The sequence below is a fragment of the Amycolatopsis sp. NBC_00438 genome (assembly GCF_036026695.1).
In the GTDB taxonomy this organism is placed as follows: Bacteria; Actinomycetota; Actinomycetes; order Mycobacteriales; family Pseudonocardiaceae; genus Amycolatopsis.
This window is the reverse complement of the sequence record NZ_CP107923.1, coordinates 9206096-9223181: the sequence shown is the minus strand read 5'-3', so window position 1 is coordinate 9223181 and position 17086 is coordinate 9206096. Positions and strand designations below refer to the sequence as shown.

At 70.8% G+C, this 17086-nt stretch carries 16 protein-coding genes; 5 read left to right on the top strand and 11 right to left on the bottom strand.

Going from position 1 to position 17086, the window contains the following annotated elements; translation table 11 throughout:
- Nucleotides 1–7: 7 nt before the first annotated feature.
- The 3 genes from OG494_RS42500 to OG494_RS42490 all read right to left on the bottom strand — a co-directional run bounded on the left by OG494_RS42500 (nt 8) and on the right by OG494_RS42490 (nt 3626).
- Nucleotides 8–1630, bottom strand: a complete 1623-nt coding sequence (locus OG494_RS42500) for a CATRA system-associated protein (RefSeq protein WP_328448574.1) — start codon at nt 1628–1630, stop codon at nt 8–10.
- Nucleotides 1627–2223: a toll/interleukin-1 receptor domain-containing protein gene (locus OG494_RS42495; protein WP_328448572.1), complete on the bottom strand. Its 597-nt coding sequence runs from the start codon at nt 2221–2223 to the stop codon at nt 1627–1629. The genes OG494_RS42500 and OG494_RS42495 overlap by 4 nt, the downstream gene beginning before the upstream one ends.
- A gap of 98 nt (nt 2224–2321) precedes the next feature.
- A complete protein-coding gene (locus OG494_RS42490; protein ID WP_328448570.1) occupies nt 2322–3626 on the bottom strand; it encodes an MFS transporter in 1305 nt (434 codons plus the stop codon).
- A 71-nt stretch (nt 3627–3697) separates the two neighbouring features.
- Here OG494_RS42490 and OG494_RS42485 point away from each other — a divergent pair, with 71 nt between their 5' ends.
- From OG494_RS42485 to OG494_RS42475, 4 genes are all read left to right on the top strand, one after another.
- The gene (locus OG494_RS42485) at nt 3698–4573 is read left to right on the top strand and encodes a LysR family transcriptional regulator (protein WP_328448568.1); all 876 of its coding nucleotides are present in this window, start codon (nt 3698–3700) and stop codon (nt 4571–4573) included.
- Nucleotides 4574–4676: 103 nt separating this feature from the next.
- On the top strand, nt 4677–7925 hold the full coding sequence (locus OG494_RS42480) for a GH92 family glycosyl hydrolase (RefSeq protein WP_328448566.1): 3249 nt from the start codon (nt 4677–4679) through the stop codon (nt 7923–7925).
- A 168-nt stretch (nt 7926–8093) separates the two neighbouring features.
- Nucleotides 8094–8315, top strand: coding sequence for an AlbA family DNA-binding domain-containing protein (locus OG494_RS48530; protein WP_442874532.1), 222 nt, complete (start codon nt 8094–8096; stop codon nt 8313–8315).
- On the top strand, nt 8288–8629 hold the full coding sequence (locus OG494_RS42475) for a helix-turn-helix domain-containing protein (RefSeq protein WP_328448564.1): 342 nt from the start codon (nt 8288–8290) through the stop codon (nt 8627–8629). Before OG494_RS48530 ends, OG494_RS42475 begins: the two co-directional genes overlap by 28 nt.
- A gap of 5 nt (nt 8630–8634) precedes the next feature.
- Here the strand turns inward: OG494_RS42475 and OG494_RS42470 are convergent, their stop codons facing one another.
- The 4 genes from OG494_RS42470 to OG494_RS42455 form a co-directional block, all read right to left on the bottom strand.
- Nucleotides 8635–9180, bottom strand: a complete 546-nt coding sequence (locus tag OG494_RS42470; RefSeq protein ID WP_328448562.1) for a DUF4231 domain-containing protein — start codon at nt 9178–9180, stop codon at nt 8635–8637.
- Between the two features lie 28 nt (nt 9181–9208).
- The gene (locus OG494_RS42465; RefSeq protein WP_328448560.1) at nt 9209–10267 is read right to left on the bottom strand and encodes a glycosyltransferase; all 1059 of its coding nucleotides are present in this window, start codon (nt 10265–10267) and stop codon (nt 9209–9211) included.
- Between the two features lie 121 nt (nt 10268–10388).
- Nucleotides 10389–11864 carry a serine/threonine-protein kinase gene (locus tag OG494_RS42460; protein WP_328448558.1) on the bottom strand — a complete coding sequence of 492 codons (1476 nt, stop codon included), beginning with the start codon at nt 11862–11864 and terminating at the stop codon, nt 10389–10391.
- A gap of 137 nt (nt 11865–12001) precedes the next feature.
- Nucleotides 12002–12802, bottom strand: coding sequence for an inositol monophosphatase family protein (locus tag OG494_RS42455; RefSeq protein WP_328448557.1), 801 nt, complete (start codon nt 12800–12802; stop codon nt 12002–12004).
- A 27-nt stretch (nt 12803–12829) separates the two neighbouring features.
- Here OG494_RS42455 and OG494_RS42450 point away from each other — a divergent pair, with 27 nt between their 5' ends.
- Nucleotides 12830–13528, top strand: a complete 699-nt coding sequence (locus tag OG494_RS42450; protein ID WP_328459189.1) for a creatininase family protein — start codon at nt 12830–12832, stop codon at nt 13526–13528.
- On the opposite strand, the gene ribA is transcribed toward OG494_RS42450, so the two are convergent.
- The 4 genes from ribA to OG494_RS42430 are packed head-to-tail and all read right to left on the bottom strand — an operon-like array spanning nt 13517 to nt 17086.
- Nucleotides 13517–14155, bottom strand: a complete 639-nt coding sequence (ribA, locus tag OG494_RS42445) for a GTP cyclohydrolase II (protein ID WP_328448555.1) — start codon at nt 14153–14155, stop codon at nt 13517–13519. The two genes, OG494_RS42450 and ribA, sit on opposite strands and share 12 nt — an antisense overlap.
- A complete protein-coding gene (locus OG494_RS42440; protein WP_328448553.1) occupies nt 14152–15174 on the bottom strand; it encodes a lysylphosphatidylglycerol synthase transmembrane domain-containing protein in 1023 nt (340 codons plus the stop codon). The genes ribA and OG494_RS42440 overlap by 4 nt, the downstream gene beginning before the upstream one ends.
- Nucleotides 15171–16031 carry a class I SAM-dependent methyltransferase gene (locus OG494_RS42435; RefSeq protein ID WP_328448551.1) on the bottom strand — a complete coding sequence of 287 codons (861 nt, stop codon included), beginning with the start codon at nt 16029–16031 and terminating at the stop codon, nt 15171–15173. Before OG494_RS42435 ends, OG494_RS42440 begins: the two co-directional genes overlap by 4 nt.
- Complete coding sequence (locus OG494_RS42430) at nt 16028–17086, bottom strand: glycosyltransferase family 4 protein (RefSeq protein WP_442874531.1); 1059 nt, start codon at nt 17084–17086, stop codon at nt 16028–16030. The genes OG494_RS42435 and OG494_RS42430 overlap by 4 nt, the downstream gene beginning before the upstream one ends.

Here is a 17086-nt window from a genome sequence, read left to right as displayed (position 1 = left end):
CCACTCCTCACTTGGTCGAGTTCTTGGTCCGGCGATCGATCCGGTCGAGCAGGTTGCGGATCCGCGGACGGAGATCGTCCGGCGCCGTGATGCGGTTGCCGTTCGCGCGCACCTGGTTCAACTGCTCCAGGTCCACCGTCAAGTCCTTCAGCAGAGCCGTGTCACCGTCGTCCAGGGCTGCGGCCATGTCGACGACGGTCTGCTCGATCAGGGCCCACCGGCCGGCGTGGGCCACCGCGTCCGGCACCATGCGTAACGCGGCCGCCACGTCCTGAAGTGCGGTGCGGTCCGGGTCCGTGTGACTGGGCGTCGCTTCCGTGATGATCTCGTGCAGCTGCCGTGCCACCTGGCTCGGCCGCTGGTCCGCCTCCAGCTGGAAGTACCGCAAGTTGCGCAGGAACGCGGGCAGCTTCTCGGGATCCGTCCGGCCGGTGAGGACGCAGAACAACTGCCGGTCGCCATCCGCGTCGAGAGCGTGCCGGAGGAAGCGCTCCGCCTCGGTGGCCTGCCACCGGCTCACCTCGCGGTCCACGATGAGGCACAGGTGCTTGGCCGGATCGCTGCTGTGCTCGAGGAACTCCGGATCGCTGGACACGGAGCGATCGACCTCGAGCCCGAGCGCCTTCAGCTTCGCGATGAGCTCGTCGGCCGCCTTCGGTTGCGACCGTGGGATCGAGACCAGCAGGTCCAGCCTGTAGGACCGCCGCTGAGTACGAGCAGCGGCCACGTAAGCGTCCCTGTTGTCCGCTAGCAAAGTCGTCCGGTCGAACTGCTGAGCGATGACCGCGGCGACCGTCTCGAGGGCGAACGAGATCTGGTCCGCGGAAGGGACCGGTTCGTCCAGCACCGGGAGCTGCTCACCGAAGCTCCAGTAGGACACGTACGGCACCGTGGTGTGCCGCAGCATCAGGTCCTGCGTCACGCTTTTGGCCAGCCAGTTCCGGAACAGCGGGGCAGCGATCTCGGCACACCGCTGCTGCCACGCCTCGGCCCGCTCGTACTCGACGCGGTTGTCGAGGCGGGACAGGACCGGCAGCACCAGGTGCGGCGGACGGTCGTAGGGCATTCGGTCGCGGGCCAGGTTGGCGAGTTGCGCGGTCTCGACGACGCCGTGAACGCTCTGGTCGTTGGCGGTGAACAGAACGACCAGCCGGTCGGGCAGGTGCGCGGTGCAGATACCGCCGATGTCGGAGATGCCGGTCCGGCTGTCGATCAGGACGAAGTCGTAGTCGTCTGTCCACTCGGCCCGGCAGACCTCCAGGAAGTCTGCGAACCCCCGCTGGTACAGGTCGCCCCAGTCGATGTCCTGCACCCGGCCCGCGTAGCCGGCGTCCTGCCGGCCCGCGGCCAGCAGCGACACCTCACCTTCCGGGAGGTCGAGCCGGACCGCGTGGCGGGTCGGGCGCTTGGCTCCGGCGAGGAAGTCGGAAGCGAGGTCGACCACCCCGCCTTTGGGTGTCTTCGGCAGCAAGGGCCGGAAGTAGTGGTGCAGGCCGGGTGCTTCCAGGTCCCAGTCGATGGTGAGGACGCGGTAGCCCCAACGAGCCAGCAGCACGGCCACATTGGCCAGCGTAAAGCTGCGTCCTACTCCACCTTTGTAGGAGTAGAAGGTGACGACGGTCCCCGTCATGGGCCGAACCTCGGCAGTGCCGGCGGTGGTGGCAGGACGGGATCAGGAGGGTCGATGACCGGCCAGTCGGGCCGCCACGGCGGCACCTGCTTCAGCAGTTCCGCGAGGTCCTGCGCACACTGCCGGACCTTCTGCTGGAACGGGTGCCAGTCTCGACTTTCCTGAAACCCCTTGTCCGGGCCGTCAAGTCCTTTGAAGTCCCACCAGGACCGCATCCTCCCTTCGTTTTCGAAACTGACCGAGTCCGAGTAACGAATGGGGTAGATCAACCCCTGTGGACGTTGCGGGCTCGCCAGCCCTAGCAGCTTCTCCCGCGCCTGCATGCTGCCCCACTCGGCCATGCACCAGTCGGATACGAAGTACGGTGCGGAGAGGACCGCGATCATGATCTTGCTGTGCCGCAACGCGTGCTGCAACTGCGAAGGCCAGTGAACGCCGCGGTGCATCTCCTTGTCGATGAACATCTTCGGCGCGTCGGCCATCTCGTCGACAAGACACTCGACGAACCTGGGGTAGAAATTTGTCAACAGCCATTTCGGCGCGGTCCCGCGACGACTGTAGCTGACGAACACATCGTACTTGTATCCCGGCACGCGGACGATGATAGGCAAGCCGAACAGCGCAACACCAGGACAAAAAAGTGGCCAATAACTGCAAAACTGTCCAAAAAGTTGCTAAAAAGTGGACACGCTCAGAGGCGGTCTCCTACCGGTTCTCGAGGGCCTGAGGCGACCGAGACCACCACAGCCCCGGAGAGCAGCAGCGCGGCTGCGGCCACCAGAGCCGAAACCATCGATGTTCCGGATTCGATGACACCGAGAATCGCCACTCCCAGGACCGCACCCGTTTGCCGGGACGCGTTCAACGCGCCGCCGGCGATGCCCGCCAGGTCCCGCGGGACCGAGCCGATCGTCGCCGTCAGCAGGGACGGGATGGCCAGCGAGACGCCGAAGCCCAGCAAGGCCAATGCGACCACTGAGAGTGCCGCGGAGGTGGCGAATGCCTGGAGCAGCGTCCCTGAAGACATCAGGAGGAAGCCCGCCGTCGCCGGGACCCGGGGGCCGATCCGGGCGACCAGGCGGCCGGTGAAGACGGGGTTGAACGCCGTCGGGACGGTCAGCGGCAGGAAGGCCAAGCCGGTCAGTGCCGGCGGGTAATGGCGGACCTCCTGGAAGTACAGCGACAAAACGAAAAGGACGCCGGAGAGTCCGAAATTCACTATCGCGCCCGCCGCCAGGCCCCAGGGGAATATCCGGTCCTGGAAGAGCCGCGCCGGAAGCATTGCGTCCGGGCGGCGTTGGGAAATCACGAATGTCGCCGCCGCCAAGACCGTGATTCCGAGGGCGACGAGAACCGAGGGTGAGGTCCAGCCGGAAGCGCTTTCGATCAAGGCGTACGTCAGCGCCGACAACGCGACGACCGTCGTCGTCTGGCCGAGCCGGTCGGTGCGGCCCGGTTTGGGCGGGGTGGCCGGCGCGCGGCGGGACAGGATCAGGGCCAGCAACGCCACCGGGACGTTCACCACGAAGATCGCCCGCCAGCCGAACGCCTCGGTCAGCACGCCGCCCAGCAGCGGGCCCGCCACCAGACCGGTTCCGCTCAGCGCCGCCCAGACGCCCATGGCTTTCGCGCGGGCCGCCGGAACCGGGTACGTCGCCGCGATGAGCGACAGGGAACTGGGAACCAGCAGGGCGCCGGCGACGCCCGAGAGGGCCCGGAGCGCGATCAGGACCGGGACCGACGGCGACAGCGCGGAGAGCAGCGAGAGCGCGGCGAATGCGAGCAGGCCGGTGCAGAAGATCGGCCGGGCGCCATGGCGGTCGGACCAGGCTCCCGCGGTCAGGAGGAACGCCGCGAACGTCAGCGTGTAGCCGTTCGAGATCCACTGCTGGCCGGACAAGGACGGGGAGAGGGCCGGAAGCGCGACCGTGACGATCGTGGTGTCCAGCATGACCAGGAAGTAGCCCAGCGAGAGGCCGGTAAGGAGTCTTGGCACGTCTCCGAGCCTGGACGCTCAGTGACATCGGCGGAAGCAGGGAGTTACGATGGCGGGTATCGGGAACTCCGATGGGGGACACCATGGAACTGCGCCACCTGCGCACCTTTCGCGTGGTCGCGCGGACGCTCAACTTCACCCGGGCCGCCGGGGAGCTGCACTACGCGCAGTCCAGCGTCACCGAGCAAGTGCAAGCCCTCGAGGCCGAGCTGGGGACGCCGTTGTTCGAGCGAGGGCGACGCCTCGCGCTCACCGCCGCCGGGGAACGGCTCGTGGGGTACGCCGATCGGGTTCTCGCGCTGGTCGAGGAGGCCAAGGCCGCCGTGGACGACGAGCGCGGGGAACCGGACGGCGAGCTGACCATCGGCGCCCTGGAAACCCTGTGCGCGCAGTGGGTTCCGGAGATCTTCAAGGAGTACCGGACGCGGTGGCCGCGGGTGCGCGTCTCGCTCGTGGAAGCCGGCCGGGGCGAGCTGTACGCGGCCGTGCGGGAGTCCGAAATGGACGTTTGCTTCACCTTTGGTGACGCGCCGGCCGATCCTGCGCTCGCCAGTGAAGAGCTGGGCCGGGAACAGCTCGTCGTGATCGTGCCGGAGGGGCATCCCCTGGCGGGCCAGACGGAGATCCGGCCCGGCGATCTCCAGGGCGTCGGATTCCTCGCCACGCAACGGGGCTGCGGCTTCCGGGAAATGCTGGACCGGATCGACGGGCCCGTCATCGAAGCCGAAGTCGGCAGCCTGGCCGCGCTTTGCCGGTGCGTCGCGCAGGGACTGGGGTGCGGGATCGTGCCCGCGATCGTCGAGCACGCCGGCGCGACCGCCATTCCGCTCGCCGGCGAGGACACCGGCGTCACCATGACCTGGCGGCGGCGGGACGAGCGCAAGCCGGGCATCGCCGCGCTGCTCGCCACCGCGCGGAACCGATCGTCGCGGGAAGCGGCCGGTTGAGGGCTTCTCAAACGCCCATCGAGGTGGAAAGGTGCTCACCGGACCGAGGGCGTGACCGAAGGTCCGCTTCTGACAACGTTGTCATCTCCTGAGAGGTGCGCCCATGTGGTCGCAGAGCAGACGGTTGGCCGCCGCGGTGGCCGCGGGGGTGGTGGTCGTCGGCTTGGCGCCCGCCGTGGCGCAGGCCGCGCCGGCACCAGCCGCCGATCCGGTGAGCCTGGTCAACCCCTTCGTCGGCACGCAGAACTTCGGCAACACCTTCCCCGGCGCGAGCGCGCCGTTCGGAATGGTGCAGGTCAGCCCCGATACCGGCGGGCAAGGTGGCTACGACTACCTGCAGAACGCGATCTACGGCTTCAGCCAGACGCACCTCTCCGGCGTCGGCTGCGGCGTGATGGGCGAGCTGCCGATCATGCCGACCACGGGCGCCGTCGACAACGTTGACAAGGACGCTTACAAGTCCGCCTACAGCCACGACGACGAGCACGCCGAGCCCGGCTACTACCGCGTCGGCCTCAAGAAGTACGGCGTGAACGCCGAGCTGACGGCCACCGCGCGCACGGGCTGGCAGCGCTACACCTTCCCGTCGACCGGCCAGGCGAACGTCCTGTTCAACACCGGCCAGGCCAACCAGTCCGTGAAGGACTCCGAGATCCACGTCGTCGGCGACCGGACGCTCGAAGGGCGGGTCAAAGCCGGCGGGTTCTGTGCCGGGCACGACGAGCACACCGTCTACTTCACCGCCACCTTCGACCGGCCGTTCAGCTCCTACGGCACCTGGCGCGGCTCGACGCGCACCGACGGCAGCCGCGACGCCGCGGGCACCGGCGGCAACGGCGCCTGGGCGAGCTTCGACGCCACCACCGACCACGACGTCGTGCTCAAGGTCGGCCTGTCCTACACCGGGCTCGACGGCGCGCGGAAGAACCTGGCGGCGGAGACCAAGGACTTCGACTTCGACGCCACGAAGGCCGCGCTGCACCAGCAGTGGGCCGACCGGCTCGGCGCGATCAAGATCGGCGGCGGCACCACCGAGCGGCAGACGGCGTTCTACACCGCGCTCTACCACTCGCAGCTGCACCCGAACCTCGCCGGCGACACCGACGGCACGTACACCGGCTTCGACGCCAAGGTGCACACCGCGAGCGGCTACACGCCGTACCAGAACTTCTCGCTCTGGGACACCTACCGCCCGCAGAACCAGCTGCTCGAAATGCTCGAACCACAGGTCGCGCGGGACGTCGCGCTGTCGGTCGTCGCCATCGGCCGCGACGGCGGCTGGCTGCCGCGGTGGGCGCTGGCCGAGAGTGAAACCAACATCATGACCGGTGACCCGGTGACGCCGTTCCTCGTCGAGGCGTGGTCGAAGGGTCTGCTCGCCGGGCACGAAGAAGAGGCGTACGCGCTGCTCAAGAAGAACGCGACGAGCACGCCGCCCGCCGATTCGCCCTACAACGGGCGCTCCGGCGTCAACTACTACAACGACCGCGGGTACATCCCGAGCGGCCTGACGCTCGGCACGGACTGCGCGGCCAAGGGCGGCGACAACGACTGCGAGCACCCGGCGTCGGCGACCATGGAGTACTCCGCGGCCGACGCGGCGCTGGCGTTGATGGCTCGTGGACTGAACCACCAGGCCGACGCGCGGATGTTCGCCGACCGCGGCCAGTGGTACAAGAACCTCTGGGACTCCTCTACGCAAGCGTTCCGGCCGCGCACCACCGAGGGCACGTTCCTCACGCCGTACAACCCGGTCGACGCCGACCACCAGTTCCACGAAGGCGGCGCCTACCAGTACCAGTGGCTCGTGCCGCAGGACCCGGCCGGGCTCGTCTCGCTGATGGGCGGCAAGCCCGCGACGCAGAAGCGGCTCGACTCGTTCTTCGCCTACGACAAGCTGCTCACCGACCCGGCCGGCACCGCGCGCAACGACTGGATCGCCAGCCCGTACGACTACTACGGCAAGGCGACGTACAACCCGAACAACGAGCCCGACCTGCTCGCGCCGTACATGTACAACTGGGTCGGCGCGCCGGCGAAGACCGCGACGGTCGTCCGCGCGGCGATGACGCTGTTCACCACCGGCCCGGACGGCATGACCGGCAACGACGACCTCGGCACGATGTCGGCGTGGTACGTCTTCTCGTCGCTCGGGCTGTACCCGACGATGAGCGGCGCGAACTTCCTCGCCGTGTCGAGCCCGCAGTTCGAGTCGGCGACCGTCCGGATCGGACAGTACGGCCGGTCGCAGGGCGGCACGCTCACGGTGAACGCGCCGGGGGCGAGCGACACCAACCGGTACGTGCAGAGCGTGTCGCTCAACGGCCGCGACGTCCGGCAGACGTCGCTGGACTGGTCCGCGCTGGCGCACGGCGGGACGCTGAACCACAAGCTCGGGTCGAAGCCGTCTTCGTGGGGGACTTCGGCCGGCGCCCAGCCGCCGTCGGTGAACAACGCCGTCGGTGACCTGCGGCGGCACGTCGACGCGTCGCTGCGGCAGTCGTCCGTGGTGATCCCGTCGGGCGCGGCGCAGCAGGTGCACCTCGACCTGGACGTCCTCGCGCAGAACCCGCTGCTGCAGCCGGTGACGATTTCCGCGACCGCGCCCGCCGGGTGGAAGGCGAAGGTCCAGCCGGTCGACGTGATCTGGTCCGGGCGGCTGCCGGTGCAGAAGACGGTGCCGATCACGGTGACGGTGCCCGCGAATGCCGCGGCCGGGACGTATCCGGTGCAGGTCAAGGTGGCCGGGCTGGGCGCGAACACGGTGACCCGGTCGGTGTCGATCGAAGTCCGGACGCCCTCGGCGTGCGTCTCGCCGGGCGCGCAGTGCGCGGTCGACCTCGGCCGCGACTACAACCACGACGGGACGGCGACGGTCGCGGCGTCGACGGAGGGCAACTTCGACGGCGGCGGCTGGAGCTACGACGCGTCGCTGCTGCCGGCGGCCGGGCCGGTGACCTGGGACGGCGTCACGTACGCGGCGCCGGACGCGTCGGGGACGGCGGCGAACTTCGTCGAGGCGCGGGGCCAGTCGCTGCTGCTCCCGGCAGGTGCGCACGGTTCGCTGCGGCTGGTCGGGTCGTCGCACAACGGCCCGGTGACCACGACGCTGACCGCGCACTACACGGACGGCACGAGCGCCGACCTCGCCGCGACGTTCGGCGACTGGGCGGGATCGGGCAGCCCGGTGGTGCTCGAGATGCCGCACCGCATCAAGGCGGGCAGCGGCGTCGACGGCCCGCCGGTGCGCCTGTTCGGTGTCTCGGCGGCCCTGGACGGCGGGAAGACCCTGCAGTCGGTGAGCCTGCCGAACGACCCGCGGGTGGAGATCTACGCACTCACCCTGGCGTGAGCGCTCGGTGAAAGCCGTGAAGGCCTCCTTACCGGCTCTTATGGCCGGTAAGGAGGCCTTCACGGCTTTCCGGCCGCGTCGGGGTGCCGTCAGGCTACGGACGCGTTCAGTAGCCGTCCGCTACCCCGCGCAACATGTTAACTAGCATGCGAACTAGCATGTCAACTAATATGTCGCCGGCGTGACGGAGCGCGCGACTCGCTCGTGGCGTTCGCCAACACCCGCGGCGGCACCTTGGTACCCGGCCTGGACGAACAGGCCGGCTTCGAACCCATCGGGCTGTCCGACCCGGCGAAGATGTCGTCGGATCTGGGCGCCATGTGCGCGACCGACATCGAGCCACCTCTTCGACCGCACATCGGGTGGCGACCCAGGAACTGGGCGATCTGATCGCTCGCAAGCTTGTGGTCCAGACCGGTAATCGACGCTGGGCGAGGTACCGGCTCGCACCCGCGCTCGCACCCGGTTCGACGACGGGTTCCGCTCCACGGCGAGCCGATCGCCGTGCGGAAATCCTGGACGCCCTCACCGCCGGCGAACGTTCCCGGCTCGAACTGGCGGCAGCCACCGGTCTCACGGATCAGACCGTGGCCAGGTGGCTGCGCATCCTGCGGAGCGAAGATCTTGTCGAGACCACGGAGGTCAACGTCCGGAACCCCGCCACGCGGTATCGGCGGACCGGCAAGGTCGCGCTGGACGAATAATCACCTCAGGCTCGGACCTCCGGGGCCTGGGGCGCGCGGTCGAGCTTGCGGAACTCGACCCACTGGCGGCTGACGTCCGACCAGGTCGCCTGGTGCCGGTCGAAGAACTCCTGCAGCCTCTCGCGGCTCAGCTCGGTCGTCGGAGTCGCGACGATGTAGTAGTCCATGTCGTCCCGCAGCCGGTTCAGGCCGTAGCGGGTCTCCTCCATCAGCACCCAGCGCGAGCGCCAGTTGAAGAACGTCTCGAGCCCGCCGAGCACCGTCACCAGCGCGACCATCGGCAGCGCGATCGACGCCCGCGCCGGGATCTCCTGGATGCCCAGGACCACGGTCGACGCGGCGGTGAGCACGAGCGCGCTCACCCGCACGATCGACGCGCGCTGCCGGAAGCGGCGCTTGCGGACGTCGGCCCAGTCCATGTCGGCCGAGACCAGGTCGCGGAAGCCCAGCAACGTCTCGCGCAGCGGGCGGTCCGCCTCGCGGCCGGCGACTTCGAGGAACCCGCGTTCGGAGTCGAGGTGGTGGTCGGGCCGTTCGGACTGGGACACCATCCGGCCAGACTGCCAGCCGCGGCAAGGGTCAAGCCACGATGCGCGGCTCCGATGCCAGCCGCGACAGGACCTGCGTCAGCCGCCGCGCCGCTACGTCCCACTCCTCCAGCGCACTTCCGCGGCCCAACGCCGCCGTGCGCAGGGAGCGGCGCAGCTCCGGGTCCGCGTACCAGCGGTGCAGCGCGTCCGCCAGGGCGAACGGGTCGTTCGGGGGCACCAGCAGGCCCGGCATCTCGCCGTCCGCGTCGACGCCCAGGGCGTCGTAGACCCCGCCGACCTCCGTGGCCAGGACCGGGATGCCGCGGGCCAGGGCCTGCGCGACGAACATGCCCGACGCGCCCCCGCGGGACGGGATGACCAGCAGGTCCGCCGCGTTGTAGGCGGCGCCCAGGTCGACCGCGTCGCCGGACAGGGTGATGCGGCCGCCCAGGCCGAGGCGCTCGATCGACCAGCCCAGCTCGTCGACGTAACCCGGGGACACCGCCAGCGAGCCGACGCAGACGCACGACAGCGCGAGGTGGTCGACCTCGCCGAGGGCTTCCACCAGCACGTCTTGGCCGTTGCGGCGGGTGACGTCGCCGACGCACAGCAGCCGGGACACGCCGTCCGCGCCCGCGGCCAGCGGGGCCGAGTCCGTGCCGGGCTTCGCCACGTAGACGCGGCTCGGGTCGAGGTCGTGGCGGTCGATCAGCAGCCGGGCCAGCCACGGGCTGGTCGCGACGACCATGCCGGCCATCCGCAGCGTCTCGCGCTCGCAGGCGTCCAGCTCCGCGCGGTGCGCCGGGTCGAGGCCGGGCTCGTCGGCGAGGGCCTGGTGGACCAGGACGGCCAGCCGCAGCCGCCGCGCGTGCGGGACGACGATCTCGGGGACGCCGGCCGCGATCATGCTGTCGAGCAGCACGACCGTCCGGTCGGGCAGCGCGGTCAGGGACCGCGCGAGCCGTCTGCGCGCCGTCGCGTCCGGCTCCGGCCAGTCGCCGGCGATCGGCAGCTCCAGCACCGGCTGCCCGACGGCGGGCAGATTCTGGCACATCCGCTTGTCGTACGAATCGCTGCCCGGCGGCGCCGCGGGCAGAATGAAGACCATCGGGTCGGCGGGCCTCATCGCGGACGCCGGGGCAGGGCGGTGGAATCGGACACGGCTACCTCCAGGCGCGGTCGACGACGATGACGGCTCATCTGTCACACGCGGGAGGTCGGCGAACGGTTCAGCTCTGGGCGTCGATCATCCAGACGCCGTTCACCTGGACCATGGTGAAGGTGTCCGTCTCGGGCTGCTTGCCGTCGTAGGTGACGTGCGCGGTGACCCGGTTGGGCCCCGACTCCGTGACGCCGGTGGCCTGCACCGACTTGAACTGGCCCCACCAGCTCGAATACGAGGCGTAGCTCTGGTGGCGGGAGGCCTTGAACTTGTCCGTGAGCAGCTTCCACGCTTCCGCCGGATTGCCCGGGAGCAGCCCGTAGTAGGCGGAGAGGGAAGCGGCGGCGGTCTTCGCGGACGCCACCGTCGAAATCGTCGGTGACGTGGGCGGAGCCGAGGTCGACGGCGCCGACGAGGGCGCGGGTGTCGGGGACGGCGTGACCGAAGGCGTGACCGAAGCCGAGGTGGACGGCGCGAGCGACGCCGGCGGCGCGGCGTTGTCCTGCGGCGGTTTCTGGCGCACGACCAGCAGGATCGCGACGACGACCGCGACGCACAGCAGCGCCGCGCCCGCGCCGACGGCGATCATGCCCTTGCGAGCGCCGGGTGACACCGCGGCGACCTCGCCCGGCGGCGGGGGCGGGATGACGGCCGAAGCCGGCATGGCGGGTACCGCGGCCGGGGTCTCCGGGACGGTCGCCGCGAGCACGGCCTCCCCCGGTTCTTCGTCCGTCAGCAGCGCCCGCAGCTCCCGCTCGACCTCGTCCATCGACGGCCGATCGCCGGGTTCGGGGGCGAGCATCCGCAGCAGCAGCGGGGTCAGCCGCTCGGCCTTGACCGGCGGCTCGATCTCCCCGCTGGACGCCTTGTAGAGCAAGGCGATCGGGTTGTCCGCGGTGCCGTACGGCGTCGAGCCCTCGACGGCGGCGTACAGCGTGGCACCGAGGGAGAAGACGTCGGCGGCGAAGCTCGCGTCCTCGCCACGGGCGATCTCGGGCGCGAGGTACGCGGGCGTTCCGGCGATCTCGCCGGTGGCGGTGAGCTTGACGTCACCGATCGCGCGGGAGATGCCGAAGTCGGTGATCTTCGCCGTGCCGTCGTCGGAGACCAGGATGTTGGCCGGCTTGACGTCGCGGTGGACGATCCCGACGCGGTGCGCGCCCGCCAGCGCGGAGCTGATCTGGGCGCCGACGCGGATGGCGTCGTCGACCGGAACCGGTTCCTCCTGGATCAGGACGGCGAAACTCTTCGACGGCAGGTACTCCATCACCAGCCACGGCCGGTCCTCTTCTTCGAGGACGGCGAACACCGTGATCGCGTGGGAATGCTGCAACCGGGCCGCGATCCGCGCCTCGCGCATCGCGCGGTTCTTGGCTTCTTCGGTGCGGTCCTCGTCGTGGTCGTGCGGCAGCAGGAGTTCCTTGATCGCCACCGTGCGGTCGAGCCGCTCGTCCTGCGCGCGCCACACCGTGCCCATCGCGCCGCCGCCGATCGGCTCGATCAGCCGGTACCGATCGCGGATCCGGCGACTTTCCACGAGCATCCACCATTCTCCGAAGCGGCCGACGGGATCCGGCCAGCATGCCAGGCTCATCCGCCGACCGGTACCAACGTAACCGAAAACCTTGCGCGGACAGTGCAATCACGCACGTGGCGCTGCCCACCGTGTACCCGGAAATCTTAACGAACAACCCCATGGGCACGATCAAGCGCGTCCACGATCTCCTTGCGCAGCCCGGCACCGACGGCGATCGTGGCCGCGGAATCGACCGAATGCTCGCTCCCGTCGCGGTCGACGACGGCGCCGCCGGCCTCGCGCACCAGCAGCACACCGGCCATCGTGTCCCACGGGTTGTTGGCCAGAATCAGTGCTGCGTCGAGCTTTCCGTCCGCTACCCACGCCAGGTCGATCGCCGCGCTGCCGTACATCCTGATCTTCTGCGCCCGCGCGCCCAGGTCCGAAAGGAGCAACAGCCGCGCGCGGTTCTTCTCGTCCGCGAGGTCGCCGATCGCGAAGTCACCGACAGCGATCATGGCGTCCGACATCTCCGTCGCCGTGGACGCGCCGACCCGCTCTCCGTTCGCGAAGGCGCCTTCGCCTTCCGCGGCCGTGTAGGTGACGCCCAGGTACGGCAGTGTGATCGCCGCGACCGTGCTCTGCGCGCCGTCCACCAGCGCCAGGGAAATCCCGCACAGTGGAATTCCGCGCGCGAAGTTCGCGGTCCCGTCGATCGGGTCGAGCGCCCACCAGCGATCACCGTCGTCGCCGCTGCGCCCGCGCTCCTCGCCGAGGACGCCGATCTCCGGCGTCTCGGCGGCGAGGAACTCGCGCAGCGCGTCCTCGACCGCCGTGTCGACGTCGGTCACCAGGTCACGATCACCTTTCGCGGAAACGGAAAAGCTCGGGCGCGACCGGATGATCGCGGTCGCTCGCGCCACGGCCTCGCGCGCGACGTCCAGGAGTGCGGCATGCTCGCTCATGCCACCAACATAGAGAAGGGCCTCGCGATGACCGACCTGTTCCCGCTCACGACCACCGTCGACGAGCAGCGGCGGCGGGCGGCGGTCGCGGTGCTGCCGGTCGGCAGCTTCGAGCAGCACGGCGCGCACCTGCCGCTGGTGACGGACACGGTGATCGCGGCGACGCTGGCCCAGGCCGTCGCCGGCGCGTACCCGGTGCTGCACCTGCCCCCGCTTCCGATCTCCTGCTCGCACGAGCACGCCGCCTGGCCCGGCACGGTCAGCGTCTCCGCGCGCACGTTGCACGCTGTCGTCACCGACGTCGCGGACTCGTTGAAAGCGTCCGGCGTGGACCGGCTCGTGCTGGTCAACGGGCACGGCGGCAACTACGTACTGTCCAATGTGGTCCAAGAGAGCGCCGGCGGGATGGCGTTGTTCCCCGGCGTCGCGGACTGGCAGGCCGCGCACACCGCGGCCGGCCTGCGGACGTCGCTGGACGACGACATGCACGCGGGCGAGCTGGAGACGTCGATCCTGCTGCACGCCCACCCGCACCTGGTCCGGCCCGGCTACGAGACGGCCGACCACGTCACCGACCGCGAACACCTGCTGACGCTGGGCCTGCGGGCGTACACGGAGTCGGGCGTCGTCGGCCGTCCGTCGCTGGCGACCGCGGCGAAGGGACACGTCGTGCTGGACACGCTGGTCCAGCGCTTCGCCGCCGTCCTGGACGTGCTAGGCGCCTGACAGGTGCGGGAGCAGGTGGTCCATCCGCTCGGCCTTCGTCCGGAGATAGCGGAGGCTCTCCGGATTCGGCGGAACCAGCAGCGGAACCAGCTCACTGATCCGGATTCCGTAGCGGGTGAGCTGGTTGGCCTTTTCCGGGTTGTTCGACAGCAACCGCACCGAGCGGACCCCCAGGTCGGCCAGGATGCCGGCCGCCGAGTGGTAGTCGCGGGCGTCGATCGGCAGGCCGAGGGCCACGTTCGCGTCGACCGTGTCGAGGCCTTCGTCCTGCAGGCGCATCGCCTTGAGCTTGGCCAGCAGGCCGATGCCGCGTCCCTCGTGACCCTGGACGTAGATCAGCACGCCGGCGCCCTCTTCGACGATCCGGTCCAGGGCCGCCGCGAGCTGGTCGCCGCATTCGCAGTGCGTCGAGGCGAAGACGTCGCCGGTCAGGCACTCGCTGTGGACGCGGGTGAGCGTCCCGAGCTCGGTGATGTCCCCGTGGACCAGGGCGACCTGCTCGGTGCCGGTCCGGTCGAGGTAGCCGACCGCGCGGAAGGTCCCGTGCCGCGTCGGGAGCCGGGTGTCGACCACCCGCTCGACCACGGCCCGGTGCGGCAGGTTTTCGACGGCTTCGCTTGCGGTCATGACTTCAATCCCATCTCCGATTCGACAGGAACGTCGGCCGCCGTGCGCGGGGCGGGAACGACTGTTCCGGCGTGCGGAGCACGGGCCAGGCGGAACCCGGCGACGCTCCGGACGAGCAGGACACCGGCGCCGGGCAGGCTCGCGACCAGCGTGAGCACGCCGTAGACGACGGCGACGGTGACACCTTGGGCGGCCCCGAGACCGGCCGCGCCGAAGAGCAGGGCGCAGACGCCCTCTCGCGGCCCGAAGCCGCCGACGTTGAGCGGGAGACCCATCGCGAGCAGCGCGAGGATCATCAGGGGCAGCAGCTGCCCGACCGGCGCGGCCACCCCGGCCACGCGGGCGGCGACGACGAACAGCGCCAGGTGCCCGGCCAGCGTCGCGACCGACAGGAGGCCCACGGCGGGCCACGTCTCGCGGGTCAGCAGGCCGAGGCGGACGTCGGCGAGGGTGGCGGCGAAGCCGCGGCGCACCTTCGACGGGCTGTGGATCCAGCGGCCGCCGGCCACCCGGCCGACCACCACCGCGGCGACCGCGAGCAGCACCACGACGACCCCGCAGAGCGTCACGACCTGGCGGAACGCGCCCGGCACGACCCCCGGCCAGGCCAGCACGACGGTGACGGCGGAGCCGATCAGGACAACCTGCCCGGCGGTGCGTTCGAGGACGACGGCGCGCACGCCGCGCGGCACGTCACCGGACTCGCGGCCGTGCTGCACCGCACGGTGGACGTCGCCGAGGACGCCCGCGGGCAGCACGCCGTTGAGGAACAGCGCGCGGTAGTAGTCCCCGACCGCGGTCCGCAGGGAAAGCCGCAGGCCGAGCCGGGTGGCGACGATCTGCCAGCGGCCCGCGCTGAGCAGTGTCGTCGCGAAGCCGATGCCGAGCGCGGCCAGCACGCCGACGGTGTCGATCCGGCCGAGGCCGTCGAGGAAGGCGTCGCTGCCGAGCTGCCAGACGAGCACCGCGAGGATGCCGACGGCGCCGAGGATGCGCAGCCAGGCGAGCGCGCGCTTCACGCCGCCACCTCCAGGCTCGGCGGCAGGACCAGCAGGTCGCCGTGGTGGATCACCGCGTGCAGTTCGTGCGACTGTGCCATCTCGAGCCGGCGCTGCAGGTAGACGTCGGCGGCCGGGAGCAGGTCCGGGACCTGCTCGACGGCGGCACCCACCCAGCCGCGCAGCCACTGGCGCTGCAGTTCGGCCTGGTCGGGTCCGAGGCGCCAAGCGCTCTCCGCGCGGAGCACGGTCGCGCCGAGCCGGCCGAACGCGGTCGCGGCGACGTCCAGGGCGGCCGGGCCGAGCAGGCGTCGGCCACCGGTGATCCGGCGCTGGTGGGCGTTGAACGCGGCGGCGATCTCGTCGTCGAGCGGGTCGGCGGGCGACAGCTCGACGCGGCCGTCCACCGAGAGCATCAGCAGCGCCGCGCAGCCGGCCCCGACGATCGCGCCGGCCAGCGCGGTGACCTCGTCCTTGGTCAGCAGGTCGAGCAGCGCGGACGCGGTGACCAGCGACGTCCCGTCGAGGTCCGGCGCGCGCAGCGCCGTGACGTCGCGCTGTTCGGTGACGACGTCGACGGGGCTGCCGTCGAGCGCGGTCCGCGGCAGGCCCGCCCGGGCGTGGGCCAGCAGGGCGGTGTCGTGGTCGTGCAGGATCCAGTGCTGGGTGCCGGGCAGCCGCGCGGCCAGCCAGCGGCCGAGCGAGCCGGTGCCGCAGCCGAGGTCGCGGATGACGACCTCTTCGTCGTCCGGCAGGAACTCCCGGAGCGGTTCGAGCAGCTGGGGCGCACGGGCCGCCGCGTCGGCGGGCTCCCGCAGGCTCAGCCACTCGGGCGAGTAGGCACCCGTGTCGCATGATTCACTCGCAAGCTCGCTCATGCCGCTGCCTCCTGCCGCTGCAGCACCTCGGCGATCCGGCGCGCGGTGTCGTCCCAGCTGGTCAGCGTCTCGCGCCGCAGCGCCGCCGAGGCGCGCAAGCGCTTGCGCAGGTCCGCTTCGGTCAGCCAGCGGCGCAGCGCGGCACCGAGCGCGTCGACGTCGTCACCCGGCACGAGCATCCCGGGCACCGAGCCGTCCGGCGCGACGCCGACGGTGTCGGGCAGCGCGTCGACGTCAGTGGTCAGCACGGGCACGCCGCGGGAGAGGGCCTCGGTGACGACCATGCCGAACGTCTCGGCGCGCGAAGGCAGTACCAGCAGGTCGGCGGTGTGGTAGGTCGTGGCGAGCGCCTGGCCGGACCGCGGGCCGGTGAGGGTGAAGCGGGCGCCGAGGCGGTGTTCGCGCAGGCGCTCGACGTACTTCGTCTCGCGGCGGATCCCGCCGACGCACTCGCAGGTCCAGCGCAGGTCGGCGACGGTCTCGAGGGCCTGGGCGAGCACGCCCTGGCCCTTGCGCGGGGTCACGTTGGCCACGCAGACCAGGCGCGACATGCCGTCGGTGCCGATCGACAGCGGCGCCGGGTCGACCCCGGGCGTCACGGCGTGGACGCGGTGCGGGGCCAGGCCGTGGTGGCGGATCAGCCGTCGCGCGGCCCACTCGCTGGTCGCGACGACCGAGCTCGCGGCGTGCAGCGCCTCGCGTTCCAGCGCGTCCAGCTCGGCGGCGAGCGCGGGCGGCAGGCCGGTCTCGTCGGCCAGCGGCAGGTGCACCAGGACCGACAGCGACAACCGGCGCGCCTGCGGGACGATCACCTCGGGCACCCCGCACGCGACCAGGCCGTCGAGCAGCACGGCGGACCCGGCGGGCAACGCGGAGAGCAGGTGGCCGAGGACCGCGCGGGCCTCGGTGTCCGGGCGCGGCCAGGACCCGCTGACGGCGATCTCGTGCACCTCGAGGCCGGCCGCGGTGAGGCCGTCGCACATCCGGCGGTCGTATTTGTTGCCGCCGCTCGGGACGGCCGGGTCGTCGACGTCACCCGGCAAGATCACGTAGAT

Coding starts and splice junctions, on each gene's coding strand:
- OG494_RS42500 (WP_328448574.1), bottom strand. CDS start 1,630: ATGACGGGGACCGTCGTCACCTTCTACTCCTACAAAGGTGGAGTAGGA.
- OG494_RS42485 (WP_328448568.1), top strand. CDS start 3,698: ATGGGGGACACCATGGAACTGCGCCACCTGCGCACCTTTCGCGTGGTC.
- OG494_RS42480 (WP_328448566.1), top strand. CDS start 4,677: ATGTGGTCGCAGAGCAGACGGTTGGCCGCCGCGGTGGCCGCGGGGGTG.
- OG494_RS42470 (WP_328448562.1), bottom strand. CDS start 9,180: ATGGTGTCCCAGTCCGAACGGCCCGACCACCACCTCGACTCCGAACGC.
- OG494_RS42465 (WP_328448560.1), bottom strand. CDS start 10,267: ATGGTCTTCATTCTGCCCGCGGCGCCGCCGGGCAGCGATTCGTACGAC.
- OG494_RS42460 (WP_328448558.1), bottom strand. CDS start 11,864: ATGCTCGTGGAAAGTCGCCGGATCCGCGATCGGTACCGGCTGATCGAG.
- OG494_RS42455 (WP_328448557.1), bottom strand. CDS start 12,802: ATGAGCGAGCATGCCGCACTCCTGGACGTCGCGCGCGAGGCCGTGGCG.
- OG494_RS42450 (WP_328459189.1), top strand. CDS start 12,830: ATGACCGACCTGTTCCCGCTCACGACCACCGTCGACGAGCAGCGGCGG.
- ribA (WP_328448555.1), bottom strand. CDS start 14,155: ATGACCGCAAGCGAAGCCGTCGAAAACCTGCCGCACCGGGCCGTGGTC.
- OG494_RS42435 (WP_328448551.1), bottom strand. CDS start 16,031: ATGAGCGAGCTTGCGAGTGAATCATGCGACACGGGTGCCTACTCGCCC.